Annotated in this window: 11 protein-coding genes and 1 tRNA gene; 6 read left to right on the top strand and 6 right to left on the bottom strand. The window is 69.7% G+C overall.

Annotation, left to right across the window (positions count from 1 at the left end; genetic code table 11):
* Positions 1 to 67: 67 nt before the first annotated feature.
* Complete coding sequence (locus ACFVYE_RS16655; protein ID WP_383965926.1) at positions 68 to 1,702, bottom strand: beta-N-acetylhexosaminidase; 1,635 nt, start codon at positions 1,700 to 1,702, stop codon at positions 68 to 70.
* Between the two features lie 134 nt (positions 1,703 to 1,836).
* Here ACFVYE_RS16655 and ACFVYE_RS16650 point away from each other — a divergent pair, with 134 nt between their 5' ends.
* The 3 genes from ACFVYE_RS16650 (at position 1,837) to glmS (ending at position 5,033) form a co-directional block, all read left to right on the top strand.
* Complete coding sequence (locus ACFVYE_RS16650) at positions 1,837 to 2,763, top strand: DUF4429 domain-containing protein (protein ID WP_383965929.1); 927 nt, start codon at positions 1,837 to 1,839, stop codon at positions 2,761 to 2,763.
* A 121-nt stretch (positions 2,764 to 2,884) separates the two neighbouring features.
* Positions 2,885 to 3,160, top strand: a complete 276-nt coding sequence (locus ACFVYE_RS16645) for a hypothetical protein (protein ID WP_114244647.1) — start codon at positions 2,885 to 2,887, stop codon at positions 3,158 to 3,160.
* Between the two features lie 43 nt (positions 3,161 to 3,203).
* Positions 3,204 to 5,033 carry a glutamine--fructose-6-phosphate transaminase (isomerizing) gene (gene glmS, locus ACFVYE_RS16640; RefSeq protein ID WP_383965932.1) on the top strand — a complete coding sequence of 610 codons (1,830 nt, stop codon included), beginning with the start codon at positions 3,204 to 3,206 and terminating at the stop codon, positions 5,031 to 5,033.
* A gap of 122 nt (positions 5,034 to 5,155) precedes the next feature.
* Here the strand turns inward: glmS and ACFVYE_RS16635 are convergent, their stop codons facing one another.
* Both ACFVYE_RS16635 and ACFVYE_RS16630 read right to left on the bottom strand, forming a co-directional pair.
* Positions 5,156 to 5,728: an acetate uptake transporter gene (locus tag ACFVYE_RS16635; protein ID WP_383965935.1), complete on the bottom strand. Its 573-nt coding sequence runs from the start codon at positions 5,726 to 5,728 to the stop codon at positions 5,156 to 5,158.
* A 186-nt stretch (positions 5,729 to 5,914) separates the two neighbouring features.
* Complete coding sequence (locus tag ACFVYE_RS16630) at positions 5,915 to 6,436, bottom strand: universal stress protein (RefSeq protein WP_072489220.1); 522 nt, start codon at positions 6,434 to 6,436, stop codon at positions 5,915 to 5,917.
* Between the two features lie 939 nt (positions 6,437 to 7,375).
* Here ACFVYE_RS16630 and ACFVYE_RS16625 point away from each other — a divergent pair.
* From ACFVYE_RS16625 to ACFVYE_RS16615, 3 genes are all read left to right on the top strand, one after another.
* On the top strand, positions 7,376 to 8,611 hold the full coding sequence (locus ACFVYE_RS16625) for a helix-turn-helix domain-containing protein (RefSeq protein ID WP_383965939.1): 1,236 nt from the start codon (positions 7,376 to 7,378) through the stop codon (positions 8,609 to 8,611).
* Positions 8,612 to 8,620: 9 nt separating this feature from the next.
* Positions 8,621 to 9,223, top strand: a complete 603-nt coding sequence (orn, locus tag ACFVYE_RS16620) for an oligoribonuclease (protein WP_383965942.1) — start codon at positions 8,621 to 8,623, stop codon at positions 9,221 to 9,223.
* A gap of 127 nt (positions 9,224 to 9,350) precedes the next feature.
* Positions 9,351 to 9,423 (top strand) — tRNA-His (locus ACFVYE_RS16615).
* 79 nt (positions 9,424 to 9,502) lie between these two features.
* Here ACFVYE_RS16615 and ACFVYE_RS16610 read toward each other — a convergent pair.
* The 3 genes from ACFVYE_RS16610 to ACFVYE_RS16600 all read right to left on the bottom strand — a co-directional run bounded on the left by ACFVYE_RS16610 (position 9,503) and on the right by ACFVYE_RS16600 (position 13,285).
* Positions 9,503 to 10,534 (bottom strand): LacI family DNA-binding transcriptional regulator, encoded by a 1,032-nt coding sequence (locus ACFVYE_RS16610; protein WP_327275093.1) that lies wholly within the window; start codon positions 10,532 to 10,534, stop codon positions 9,503 to 9,505.
* A 243-nt stretch (positions 10,535 to 10,777) separates the two neighbouring features.
* Positions 10,778 to 12,241 carry a GH1 family beta-glucosidase gene (locus ACFVYE_RS16605; protein WP_389606047.1) on the bottom strand — a complete coding sequence of 488 codons (1,464 nt, stop codon included), beginning with the start codon at positions 12,239 to 12,241 and terminating at the stop codon, positions 10,778 to 10,780.
* Between the two features lie 123 nt (positions 12,242 to 12,364).
* Positions 12,365 to 13,285: a carbohydrate ABC transporter permease gene (locus ACFVYE_RS16600; protein ID WP_327275091.1), complete on the bottom strand. Its 921-nt coding sequence runs from the start codon at positions 13,283 to 13,285 to the stop codon at positions 12,365 to 12,367.
* Positions 13,286 to 13,298 lie beyond the last annotated feature (13 nt).

The raw sequence follows: 13,298 nt of genomic DNA, 5'->3' as shown, positions 1-13,298 counted from the left end.
CTGAGGACATCTGCCGAGCCCGTCCGGCGACCGGGAACACAACGGTCGCCGGACGGCCCCGGTCACCTCACCGGTCGGCCCAGGGAACCTGCGGCGCCCGGTAGTAGTTGACGCCGAGCGCCGAGAGCCTCGGCCCCTGCGCGCCCAGCCGCACCTTGTACGCGTCCCAGTCGTGCGTGGACGCGGGCGACCATCCCAGCTCCGCCACCCCGGGCAGCCTGGGGAACGCCATCTGTTCGATCTCGTCGCTGTTGGTCAGGGTCTCCGACCAGAGCGGCGCCTCGACGCCGAGGATCGAACCCTCCGGTGCACCGTCCAGGTACGTCGCCGGGTTCCAGTCGTACGAGCGCTGGACGGAGACGTAACCGGCCCAGGCCAGGCCCAGCTTGGTGTCCTTGTCGTACTTCATGTCGAGGTAGCTCCGGTCGGCCGGGGACAGCACCAGCTTCGTGCCGTTCACGGCGGCGTCCGCCACCTGCTTGCGCTCGGCCGCGCCCGTCTGGTCGTAACCCCAGTACTGGGCGACCGCGCCCTTCACCGGCGTGCCCCCGGTCAGCTGGTGCCAGCCGACCACGGTCTTGCCGTACTTGCCGACGATGGCCTGTGCCTTGTCCATGAAGGCCACATAGTCCTCGTGGCTGGTGGAGTGCGCCTCGTCACCGCCGATGTGGAGGTACTTGCCGGGTGTGAGCGCGGCCAGCTCACGGACCACGTCGTCCACGAAGTCGTACGTGATGGCCTTCGGGACGCAGAGCGAGCTGAAGCCGACACTGGTGCCGGTGTAGAGCGGCGGCGCGACGCCGTTGCAGTTCAGCTCCGCGTACGAGGCGAGTGCCGCGTTGGTGTGGCCGGGCAGGTCGATCTCCGGCACGACCTCCAGATAGCGGGAGGAGGCGTAGCGCACGATCTCCTTGTAGTCGCTCTTCGTGTAGTAGCCGCCGACTCCCCCGCCCACCTCCGTCTGCCCGCCGTACGTGGCGAGCCGCGGCCAGGAGTCGATGGCGATCCGCCAGCCCTGGTCGTCGGAGAGATGCAGATGGAGCTTGTTCATCTTGTAGAGGGCGAGCTGGTCGATGTAACGCTTGACCTCGGCGACGGAGAAGAAGTGCCGGGAGACGTCCAGCATCGCGCTCCGGTACGCATAGCGCGGCGCGTCCTTGACCGTGCCTCCCGCGACCTTCCACGGGCCCTTCTGGCGGCTGTTCTTCTCCACGTCGGCCGGGAGCAGCTGACGAAGCGTCTGGACGCCGTGGAAGAGCCCGGCCGGGCCGCGCGCAGTGATCGTGACGGAGCCGCGGCTCGACCTCAGGGTGTATCCCTCGGCACCGGACGCGCCGTCGTGGGAATCGAGCCGGAGCCGGATACCGTCGCCGCCGCGACCGGTGACCGGCAGGGCGTAGCCGGTGGACGGGCGCAGCACGCCCGCCAGATAGTCGCCGATCTTCCGGGCCTCGCGGGAGCCGTTCTCGACGCGGATCCTGGTGTCCGCGGTGATGGTGTACGGAGAGCCGCCGGGCTTCGCCTCGGCAGGGGCGGGCACTATCTGCCCGAGCGGACGGGGCGCGGCGGCAGTGGCCGGGCCGCTGCCGGCCTCCTGTCCTTCCGGCGCGGCGCCGACACTGGAGATACCGGCCGCTGTGACGAGCAGCAACGAGCCGAGAAGACGGGGAAGGGCGGTGCGCTGTGTCCTGTGCAGTCTCACAAGCCGGGTCCCTTTCGACGGGTTCACACCTGTGGATCTCCTGAGCAACCAACCATCACCATGCGTATCGCCTGTCCCACGCATGGTCAAGGTGTAGACCACTTCCCCCTTATGGGGCTGAGAGAATCTGCCCCATGGCGGAAATAATCCAGCGCGACGGAACGTGGACTTTCGACGGCGAGTCGGTGCGGATCGTGCCCGGCCGGGGGAAGGGTATTCATCCGCTCCGGCAGGAGCTGGGTGAGTGTGTGGTCCCGCTCCGGGCACTGGCGGGCATCGCCTTCGAACCGGATCGCAAGGGCGGCCGGCTTCGGCTGAGGCTGCGCGACGGCGCCTGTCCGGTCCTGCGCGCTGCGGACGGCAGGCTCAAGGACGCCTCGGATCCGTACCAGCTGACGGTGGAGAAGGACCGGAGTGGAGTAGCGGAGTACTTCGTCGGCGAGGTGCGCAGCGCCCTGCTGATCGAGCAGGTGCCCGCCGGGCCGGTGGACGGCTTCCTGTTGCCGGGGCCCGCGGTGCCGGTCGCCGGGGGCGGCGGGGACGGCACGGCCTCGTTCGACGGAGAGGTCATCCGCCTCACCTGGAACTGGAAGGCCAAGGAGGTCAAGAGCTCGGGCGGCCCGGTCGCATTCCCGGTGTCGGAGGTGACCGGGGTGCACTGGTTGCCCGCCATCGGTCTGGAGAACGGGCACCTGCGCTTCGTACGGGGCAGGGGCGGGGACATGGGCACGGCTCCGGCTCCGGCGGCCGAGTTCGATCCGTACTCGCTGGATCTGTGGGGGCTGTCCAAGAAGGAGTACACGGCGGTACTGGTCGCGGCGGCGGTACTGGTCCGGCTGCCGGGTGCGGCGGGGGCAGAGACAGCGGCCGCCGCCGAAATCGCTCGGCCCGCACAGATCCCCGCCCCGGCCGCACCCGCGGCGCCCGTCCCCGCACCGCCCGCCGACGATCACGATGTGCTGCTGCGCCGGCTGCGCGAGCTCGGCGAGCTGCATCGGGCAGGGATTCTCACCGACGACGAGTTCACCGCCGCAAAGCAGGCCGTCCTGAAGCGTCTCTGAGTGCGTCCCCATGCCCTCCCTGACCACCTCCAGGCCCGCCCGAGAGCGTGATCACACTCACTCCTGCCCGATATCGGGCAGAATTGTTGCGTAAGCGCTCCGTCCACCGCAATATCAACGAGTGCTCGAACGCCGCTCGTCGCATGACGACCTCATTGATCACCTGGTGCGCAGCACCGCGCTCCAGCGCGGTGAAGCCGCCCGGGTGGTTCTCGACGTGCTGGCGTACTTCGACGAGACGACCGACGACTTCGTCCGCCGCCGCCACCGCGAACTGCAGTCCGGCGGCCTGGTGAACACGGAGATCTTCGAGCGGATCGCGGCCGAGCTGCCGCATCGGGCGGTCGCGCCGCCGGAGCTCTCGCTCCGCCAGCTGCGCCGCATCGTCTACGGCTGAGCAACGGGCACCACAGGTACGTCGATGGAGGGGCAGAGACTTTATGTGCGGAATCGTCGGATATATCGGTAAGCGTGATGTGGCTCCGCTGCTGCTGGAAGGGCTGCAGCGGCTGGAGTACCGGGGTTACGACTCCGCGGGCATCGTCATCACCGGCAAGGCGTCGGCCGGGAAGCCCGCCGCCCTGAGGATGGTCAAGGCGAAGGGCCGGGTCCGCGAGCTCGAGGCCCGCGTTCCCAAGCGCTTCACCGGCACGACCGGTATCGCCCACACCCGCTGGGCCACCCACGGCGCCCCGAGCGACGAGAACGCGCACCCCCACCTGGACGCCGACAACAAGGTCGCCGTCGTCCACAACGGCATCATCGACAACGCCTCCGAGCTCCGTGCGAAGCTCGTCGCCGACGGTGTCGTCTTCCTCTCCGAGACCGACACCGAGGTGCTGGTCCACCTGATCGCCCGCGCCCAGGCGGACACCCTGGAGGAGAAGGTCCGCGAGGCGCTGCGGTCGGTCGAGGGCACGTACGGCATCGCCGTCATGCACGCCGACTTCAACGACCGCATCGTGGTCGCCCGCAACGGCTCCCCGGTCGTGCTCGGCATCGGCGAGAAGGAGATGTTCGTCGCCTCCGACGTCGCCGCGCTGGTGGCCCACACCCGCCAGGTCGTCACCCTCGACGACGGCGAGATGGCCACCCTCAAGGCCGACGACTTCCGTACGTACACGACGGAGGGCTCGTCCACGACGGCCACGCCGACCACCGTGGAGTGGGAAGCCGAGTCGTACGACATGGGCGGCCACGACACGTACATGCACAAGGAGATCTCCGAGCAGGCGGACGCCGTCGACCGGGTGCTCCGCGGCCGGATCGACGACCGTTTCTCCACCGTGCACCTCGGCGGCCTCAACCTGGACGCCCGCGAGGCGCGCGGGGTCCGCCGGATCAAGATCCTGGGCTGCGGGACCTCGTACCACGCGGGCCAGATCGGCGCGCAGCTGATCGAGGAGCTGGCCCGTATCCCCGCGGACGCCGAGCCCGCCTCCGAGTTCCGCTACCGCAACCCGGTCGTCGACCCGGACACCCTGTACGTCGCGGTCTCCCAGTCCGGTGAGACGTACGACGTGCTGGCCGCCGTCCAGGAGCTCAAGCGCAAGGGCGCCCGGGTGCTCGGCGTGGTCAACGTGGTGGGTTCGGCAATCGCCCGGGAGGCCGACGGCGGTACGTACGTCCACGCCGGCCCCGAGGTCTGTGTCGTCTCCACCAAGTGCTTCACGAACACGGTCGTCGCATTCGCACTGCTCGCCCTGCACCTCGGCCGGATCCGCGACCTGTCGGTCGCCGACGGCAAGCGGATCATCGAGGGCCTGCGCAGGCTGCCCGCCCAGATCACCGAGATCCTCGAGAACGAGGACGAGATCAAGAAGCTGGCCGCGGAGTATGCGGACGCCAAGTCGATGATGTTCATCGGCCGGGTGCGCGGCTACCCCGTCGCCCGTGAGGCCTCGCTGAAGCTCAAGGAGGTCTCGTACATCCACGCGGAGGCGTACCCCGCCTCCGAGCTGAAGCACGGGCCGCTGGCGCTGATCGAGCCCTCGATGCCGACGGTCGCGATCGTGCCGGACGACGATCTGCTGGAGAAGAACCGCGCCGCGATGGAGGAGATCAAGGCCCGCAGCGGCCGCATCCTCGCCGTCGCGCACCAGGTGCAGGAGAAGGCCGACCACACCATCGTCGTACCGAAGAACGAGAACGAGCTGGACCCGATCCTGATGGGCATCCCGCTCCAGCTCTTCGCGTACCACACGGCGCTGGCCATGGGCCGTGACATCGACAAGCCGCGCAACCTGGCGAAGTCCGTCACCGTCGAGTAGGCATCCCTGCACGGGCTGTGCCCGGAGCAGAGCGGCCCCGTACCCACCGCCACCGCGGGTACGGGGCCGCTCCCATCGGGGCCGGTGCCTCTTCCCCTTGCCGCACCGGCCCGGTCGCTGCCTCAGCCGGTGGCCGTCACCCCTCGGCCGGCAGCACGCCCCGGCAGCGCCGTGGGCCAGTTGGCCAGCGCCGCCGTCGCCCCGTACCAGGCGGCGAGACCGGACACCGCGGCGAGCCAGCCGCCCGCCTTGGCCAGACTCCCGCTGTCCGCGAACTGCCCGACGCCCAGGAGCAGAAGCGCCAGGAACAGCAGTGCGTATGTCCCCTGGGCGAGCAGACCGCCACCGGCCGCGCCGAAGGTCAGGCTGAGCGCGAACAGGGCCCAGAGCAGCAGGAACAGCCCTGCCGCATGGCTGGAGACATGCGCGCCGGCGCCGGTGCCCCAGGTGAACCAGAAGGCACCGAGCCCGGCGAAGGCCGTGCCGGTGAAGCCGCTTCCCGCGCGGAACTCCAGGAGCCCGGCGACGAACAGGGCGATACCGCCGACATACAGCGCGAGCGAGACGGCGTCGGCCGCCGTCACACCGTCCACAACTCCGGTGTGACCGATACCGAACGCCAACAGGGTGAGTCCCAGGGCGAGATGGCCGAGGGTAGAGGTGCTGGTGCTTCCCGCAGAGACGTCATTGTCCACGGCGGGCTCCCTTCACATGCAGTGGTCCTGCTTCCCAGTGACCCTTATGTACCCTTCACAAGCACACAATCCACCTCTACGCATCGGTAGATTGCCGGTTTCCACAGGCGAGTTGACGCCATGTCGACTGCGAGGTCCGGAACCGGTGACGGGGGTGACGGCAGGGGCGTCCGGGACGGGGGACGCTCAGGGAATGACGACGACCGGGCGCTGTGCGCGCCGCGCGAGGCGCCCCGCCACCGAGCCGAAGATGCGGCCGACGATGCCGTGCGTGGAGCCGACGACGATGGCGTCGGCCGAGTACTCCCGGCCGACCTCCTCCAGCTCGTGGCAGATGTCCCCGCCGCGCTCGACGAGCACCCAGGGAACCTCGGAGAGGTAGTCCGCGCAGGCGAGCTCCAGGCCGAGCACCTCGGTGCGGTGGTCGGGCACATCGACGAAGACGGGCGGCTCGCAGCCTGCCCAGACCGTGGTCGGCAGCCGATTGGCGACATGGACGATGATCAGGCCGGAACCTGATCTTCGGGCCATGCCGATGGCGTATGCGAGGGCGCGCTCACTGGAAGTCGAGCCGTCGAAGCCGACCACGACCCCATGCCGGAAGGCGGGGTCGCAGGAATGACGTGTTTCTTCGACCGCCTGCGGGTCCGACATGGGGTCGGCTACCTGCTTGCGGTCGGCGGGTTCGGGGATTTCGTGACCGGCCATCGGTGTCTCGGCGAAGAGAGTCCTCGTGAGGAGAGCGACTTGGGGAAGGTGCGTCAACGGGCGGTGTTGCGGTGTCCGGGAATCATCTTCCCAACCCCTTACCCCCAAGGGTACGGCGCCACTCCTCCACTGCCCAGACCCGCGCAAAGCGCGTGCGACGTTTCACGGAGCATGCCCGAGGCGGACCCGTATGGCAATGCCGGTTGCGCTGTACATCGACGTCGGCGGGCCGGAACGACTCCCCTCGGTGACGGGGCGGGACCCTGTCCGTCACCGACTCCACGGCGCACCGGGACCACCGCGCCCCCGGTGCGGATCACCACTCCGTCGCCGAGCGCCGGGCCGGCGGTCCACTCCCAGGAGTCACACCGTGCCGGCCCCGGCACGTCCGCCCCGTGCGGAGCTCTCCGCCCGGCCGCGGACCGATATCGGCCCGCCGGTCGGGATCCCGCTGCCCGCCGGCGCCGCCGCTCATTCCGTACGATCGGCCGCCCGACCTGCCGACGGGGCGCAAGGAAGCGGCCGCCCATCAGGGTTGTGCGCCGGTCGACTGACCGAATCACGTATGCACAACCGTCTATTTTCAGCCAACTTCACACCCCTGTCACTTCCTTGCCGAATTGGCCGATCAACCCCCTTGCCACCAGGCAGGAAGAGACCGCGCGGTACGCTTCCACCCGATGGGGACGGGCCATCAACGCGAGGCGCACTTCCCTGCACGGCCGCTGGATGAAACCCTTCGTGATCGAATGCTTCCCGCCAAGTTGCCTTGTCGACATAACGCCGGTTGGTGAACTTGTCACGCCGGCACCACGGGACGCAGTAGATTCGATCTTGAGTATCGAAGACGGGGACTCATGCAGGACCGAGGGGAAAAGTGCAGGAGCGACAGGCCCGTAAGGACCAGGAAGACGCGAACACCGAGGGGGGCTTAGCGTCATGAGCCAGGACTCCGCCGCCGCAACGGAGGCTGTACGGAAGCTCAGTGGACGACGACGACGGGAAGTCGTCGCCGTACTGCTGTTCAGCGGCGGCCCCATCTTCGAGAGCTCGATCCCGCTCTCAGTGTTCGGAATCGACCGCCAGGACGCGGGAGTTCCGCGCTACCGACTCCTCGTCTGCGGCGGGGAAGAGGGGCCGCTGCGGACCACCGGGGGACTCGAACTGACCGCGCCCTACGGGCTGGAGGCGATCAGCAGGGCAGGCACCGTCGTGGTGCCCGCCTGGCGTTCGATCACCTCGCCGCCGCCCGCGGAGGCGCTGGACGCGCTGCGCCGCGCCCACGAGGAAGGAGCCCGCATCGTCGGGCTGTGCACCGGCGCGTTCGTGCTCGCCGCCGCCGGTCTGCTGGACGGCCGCCCGGCGACCACGCACTGGATGTACGCACCGACGCTGGCCAAGCGCTATCCGTCGGTGCATGTCGATCCGCGTGAGCTCTTCGTCGACGACGGCGATGTGCTCACCTCCGCCGGGACAGCGGCCGGGATCGATCTCTGTCTGCACATCGTCCGCACGGACCACGGCACGGAAGCCGCCGGGGCACTGGCCCGCCGGCTCGTCGTGCCGCCGCGGCGCAGCGGCGGTCAGGAGCGCTACCTCGACAGGTCTTTACCTGAGGAGATCGGCTCCGACCCGCTCGCCGAGGTCGTGGCCTGGGCGCTGGAGCATCTCCACGAGCAGTTCGACGTGGAGACGCTGGCCGCGCGCGCCTACATGAGCAGGCGGACCTTTGACCGGAGATTCCGCTCGCTCACCGGCAGCGCACCGCTCCAGTGGCTGATCACCCAGCGAGTGCTGCAGGCGCAGCGGCTGCTGGAGACGTCCGAGTACTCGGTCGACGAGGTCGCGGGCCGCTGCGGCTTCCGCTCGCCGGTCGCGCTGCGCGGACACTTCCGGCGCCAGCTGGGCTCCTCCCCCGCCGCATACCGGGCCGCATACCGGGCCCGCCGCCCGCAGAGCGGTGGCGCGGAGGCCCTCACCCCGGCGATCGAGCCGATCGTGCCCGCACAGGGCACCTCGGCGGGCCGGCGTGCCACGGCTGCGGCCACCCCACCGGGTCCGCATGCCGTCACGTCGGCGACGGTCGGGGCGGGGCAGCCGGAGCACGGGAAACCGGGCCCCGACGCGTACTCCACCGGACGCCCGACCCTGCCGGGTCAACGGAGTGCCCCGTAGGGTGGGGCCATGAACGATCGCATGGTGTGGATCGACTGCGAGATGACCGGGCTCTCGTTGACGGAAGACGCACTCATCGAGGTGGCCGCACTGGTCACCGACTCGGAGCTGAACGTGCTCGGCGAAGGGGTGGACATCGTGATCCGCCCGCCGGACGCGGCCCTGGAGACGATGCCCGAGGTGGTGCGCCAGATGCACACCGCCTCGGGTCTCCTCGACGAGCTGGCCCAGGGCACCACCCTGGCCGACGCCGAGGCCCAGGTGCTGGCGTACGTCCGCGAGCATGTGAAGGAGCCCGGCAAGGCCCCGCTCTGCGGGAACTCGGTCTCCACCGACCGCGGCTTCCTGGCGCGGGACATGTCGGCCCTGGAGGGCTACCTCCACTACCGGATCGTCGATGTGTCCTCGATCAAGGAGCTGGCGCGCCGCTGGTACCCGAGGGCGTACTTCAACAGTCCGGAAAAGAACGGCAACCACCGGGCGCTCGCGGATATCCGTGACTCCATCACGGAGCTGCGCTACTACCGCGAGGCGGTCTTCGTGCCGCAGCCCGGACCGGACTCGGAGCGCGCCAAGGCCATCGCGGCACGTGTCGCGCCGCCCACGCCGTAGGACGTTGCGAAGCCGCTGGTCATGGGCCTTTCGGGGGCCGGGATCAGCGGCGGAACAACTGGGGCGCGAGCACCCTCTCGGACCCTGTACACTTTTTCTCGGCCGGTCGGAAAAAAGACCGGGCATGGTGGGTATAGCTCAGATGGTAGAGCACCTGGTTGTGGTCCAGGATGTCGCGGGTTCGAGTCCCGTTACTCACCCTGAAGGGAAGGGCCCCGGTCAATGACCGGGGCCCTTCTCATGCCTGAGCCACCCTCACCGGCGGCTGTGTGACGGTCGTCACGATGAGTCGCGGACGATCAGTTCCGTGGGGAGCACGATCTGCGGACGCTCCTGGTTCTCGCCCGCGATCTCCTGGAGCAGTACGCGGGCCATCGTGCGGCCCATCTCCTCGATCGGCTGGCGCACGCTGGTGAGCGCCGGGTCCATGTGACGGGCCACGGCCGAGTCGTCGAAGCCGATGAGAGCCACATCGTCCGGGATGCGCCGGCCGGCCTCGCGCAGCACCTGGCGGGCCCCTGCGGCCATGACGTCGGAGGCGGCGAAGACCGCGTCGACGTCGGGGCGGCGGGCAAGCAGGTCGCGCATGGCCTGTGCGCCGCCTTCCTCGGTGAAGTCGGCGGGGGCGATCAGCTGCTCGTCCGGTCCGAGACCGGCCGCGGAGACCGCCTTGCGGTAGCCGTCGAGGCGGCGCCTGGCACCGTAGACATCGAGGCGCCCGGTGATCGTGGCGATGGAACGGCGGCCCCGGGAGATCAGATGATCGACGGCTGCGCGGGCGCCCTCGAAATTGTCGGAGTCGACCGAGGCGAGCGGTTCCGAGGCGGATCTGCGGCCGCTCATCACGGCCGGCATACCGAGCTGCTCCAACAGGTCCGGGAGCGGGTCGTCGGCGTGGACGGAGACCAGCAGCACGCCGTCGACGCGGTGCGCGGTCAGATACTGGGCCAGCCTCCGGCGCTCGCGGTCGCTGCCGACGAGGGTGAGCAGCAGCTGCATGTCGGTGTCTGCGAGCGCCGCGCCGACACCGCGGACGATGTCGGAGAAGTACGGCTCGGCGAAGAAGCGCGTCTCCGGCTCCGGCACGACGAGGGCGATGGCGTCGGTACGGTTCCCGGCGAGCGCGCGGGCCGCGCGATTGGGCACGTACCCCAGTTCGGCGACGGCCGCCTCCACCGCCTCGCGGGTGTGCGCGCTGACCCGTGGGGAGCCGTTGATGACCCGCGAGGCCGTGCCGCGCCCCACCCCCGCCCGTGCCGCGACCTCTTCGAGCGTGGGCCGCCCGCCGCTCCGTACTCGCGCTGCCGTCATGGCTGCCTCCCGTTCGCGGTCAATTTCTCACAGTCGGATATCCGAACCAAGTCCTGGTGCCGGATCCCTTGACACTCGTCCGGGCCCGGCGGCCTCTCCGCACCATCAGAAATGGGAGCGCTCCCATAATACGGGGGTACCGAGCCGGGTTCCCCGGCCCCCGAAAGCGGGCGGAAATGACGGAGACCCGGCACGGGCTGCCGGGTCTCGGGAGGGGTGTGCGGGTCGGTCGGCCGGTCGGGGTCAGGCGAGGTCGGTGACCGGGGGCAGTGCGTGACGGCGGATGACGTCGGCGTACCAGCGGGCGCTCGCCTTGGGGATGCGGCGCTGGGTGGCGTAGTCGACGTAGACGGCACCGAAGCGCTTGGAGTACCCGTATGCCCACTCGAAGTTGTCCATCAGGGACCAGAGGAAGTAGCCGCGTACGTCCGCGCCGTCCGCCACGGCCCGCTGTACGGCGTCGAGGTGGCCGCGCAGGTACTCGATCCGCTCGGGGTCCTCCACCAGGCCCTCGGGCGAGACGTAGTCGTCGAAGGCCGCGCCGTTCTCGGTGACCATCAGCGGCAGGCCGGGGTGGTCCCGGGCGACGTCCATGAGCAGGTTGTACAGCCCGTCGGGGTCGATCGCCCAGTTCATCGCGGTGCGCTTCTTGCCCTCGGAGAGGTGGAAGGCGACGTGCTCTGAGCCGGGCCACGGGGAGTGGTCGCTGTTGCCGTGACCGTCGTTGCGCGAGTCGCCGGAGCCGCTGGCGGGCGTGGAGACCAGCGTCGGTGTGTAGTAGTTGACGCCCAGGACGTCGATCGGGCGGGAGATGGCGGCCAGGTCGCCGTCGTGGACCAGCTTCGACCAGTCCACCAGGCGCGAGGTGTCTGCGATCAGGTCCTCGGGGTACGCGCCGTGCAGCATCGGACCGGTGAAGACCCGGTTGCCCACCGCGTCGATCCGGCGGGCGGCGTCCGCGTCGGCCGCGCTGTCGGTCAGCGCGCGGACCTGGTGGAGGTTGAGGGTGACCGAGGTCTGCGCGGTAGCGGGGAGTTGGTTGCGCAGGACCTCGATCGCCCGGCCGTGGGCGAGGTTGAGATGGTGGGCCGCGCGCAGGGCTGAGGCCGGCTCGGTGCGGCCGGGGGCGTGCACGCCGGAGCCGTAACCGAGGAAGGCCGAGCACCACGGCTCGTTGAAGGTGGTCCAGGTGCCGACGCGGTCGCCGAGGGCGCCGGCCACGATGGCGGCGTAGTCGGCGAAGCGCTCGGCGGTCACCCGCTGGGGCCAGCCGCCGGCGTCCTCCAGATCCTGGGGCAGGTCCCAGTGGTAGAGGGTGGCGACGGGTGCGATGCCCGCTTCGAGGAGCTCGTCGACGAGCTTGCGGTAGAAGTCCAGCCCGCGTTCGACGGCGGGGCCGCGGCCGGTGGGCTGCACCCGGGACCAGGAGACGGAGAATCGGTAGGCCTTCAGGCCGAGCTGCTTCATCAGCGCCACGTCGTCGCGGTAGCGGTGGTAGTGGTCGGCGGCGATGTCTCCGGTGTCACCGTTGCGGACCTTGCCCGGAGTGCGGCTGAAGGTGTCCCAGATGGAAGGGGTGCGGCCGTCCTCGGCGGCGCCGCCCTCGACCTGGTAGGCGGCGGTGGCCGCACCCCAGACGAAACCGGTCGGAAAGTCCGCTGCCTCGGGCGCCTGCTTCGGGGCGATGTCGGGTCGTACAGCAGTCATGCGGGAGCGCTCCCAGGGGTGGACGAACAGGGGCAGGTAAGGGGTGTAGCTGCGGGGGCCCGTACAGCCTGCGGTCAGGGAACAGGCGGTACGGGGAGTCCGGGAGGAGCGGGTGACGCGGTGTCACCCCTTGACGGCGCCGGACATGATCCCTCCGACGATCTGCTTGCCGAAGATCACGAAGACCACGAGCAGCGGCAGCGTGCTGATCAGCGCGCCCGCCATCACGATGCTCTGGTCGGGGACGTAGGAGGCGCTCAGCTGGCCGAGGGCCACCTGGAGCGTGGGGTTCTCCTGGTTCAGGGCGAGGTACGGCCAGAAGAAGTCGTTCCACGCCTGGACGAAGGTGAGCATGCCGAGCACCATCATGGCCGGGCGGGCCACGGGGAGCACGATGCTCCGCACGATGCGGATGTTGTTCGCGCCGTCGACCCTGGCGGCCTCGATGAGTTCGTAGGGCAGCGCCTCGCTCAGGTACTGCCGCATGAAGAACACCCCGAACGCGCTCACCAGCGTCGGGAAGATCACCGACTCCAGCTTTCCGCCCCAGCCGATGTCGGACATCATCATGAACAGCGGTACGACGCTGAGTTGCGGCGGGATCGTGAGCGTGGCGATGACCGCTGTCATCAGCGCTCCGCGGCCCCTGAAGCGCATCTTGGCGAAGGCGTAGCCGGCCAGCGTGCAGAAGAAGAGCGTCGCCGCGGTGATACTGGCGGACACGATGAGCGTGTTCCAGATGGCCTTGCCGAGGTGGGCCTGTTCCCAGGCCGCTTCGAGGTTGTTGAACAGGTTGCCGCCGGGGATGAACGGCGGGGTGGTGTCCAGCACCTCATTCTGAGTACGGGACGCGGCGACGAGTGTCCAGTACAGCGGGAAGAGGGAGCCGATGCCGACGACGGCGAGGGCGAAGTAGGCGAAGGGGCCGGCGTGGTGCTGGCGGCCCGCGCCGGGCTTGAAGCGGCGGCGGCCCGGGGCTTCGCTGCGGGCGGCGGCCTTGGGGACGCGGCGATCCGGAGCGGTGATGGGGCTGGTTGTGGTCATGGGTATCGCTCCC

Origin of the sequence: Streptomyces sp. NPDC058239, from assembly GCF_042882185.1 — a bacterium.
In the GTDB taxonomy this organism is placed as follows: Bacteria; Actinomycetota; Actinomycetes; order Streptomycetales; family Streptomycetaceae; genus Streptomyces.
This window is presented reverse-complemented; position numbering and strand designations above follow the sequence as displayed.

Excerpts from the sequence above, each read along its gene's own strand:
- ACFVYE_RS16650 (WP_383965929.1), top strand. The coding sequence starts at position 1,837 with ATGGCGGAAATAATCCAGCGCGACGGAACGTGGACTTTCGACGGCGAG.
- glmS (WP_383965932.1), top strand. The coding sequence starts at position 3,204 with ATGTGCGGAATCGTCGGATATATCGGTAAGCGTGATGTGGCTCCGCTG.
- ACFVYE_RS16630 (WP_072489220.1), bottom strand. The coding sequence starts at position 6,436 with ATGGCCGGTCACGAAATCCCCGAACCCGCCGACCGCAAGCAGGTAGCC.
- ACFVYE_RS16625 (WP_383965939.1), top strand. The coding sequence starts at position 7,376 with ATGAGCCAGGACTCCGCCGCCGCAACGGAGGCTGTACGGAAGCTCAGT.
- orn (WP_383965942.1), top strand. The coding sequence starts at position 8,621 with ATGAACGATCGCATGGTGTGGATCGACTGCGAGATGACCGGGCTCTCG.
- ACFVYE_RS16610 (WP_327275093.1), bottom strand. The coding sequence starts at position 10,534 with ATGACGGCAGCGCGAGTACGGAGCGGCGGGCGGCCCACGCTCGAAGAG.
- ACFVYE_RS16605 (WP_389606047.1), bottom strand. The coding sequence starts at position 12,241 with ATGACTGCTGTACGACCCGACATCGCCCCGAAGCAGGCGCCCGAGGCA.
- ACFVYE_RS16600 (WP_327275091.1), bottom strand. The coding sequence starts at position 13,285 with ATGACCACAACCAGCCCCATCACCGCTCCGGATCGCCGCGTCCCCAAG.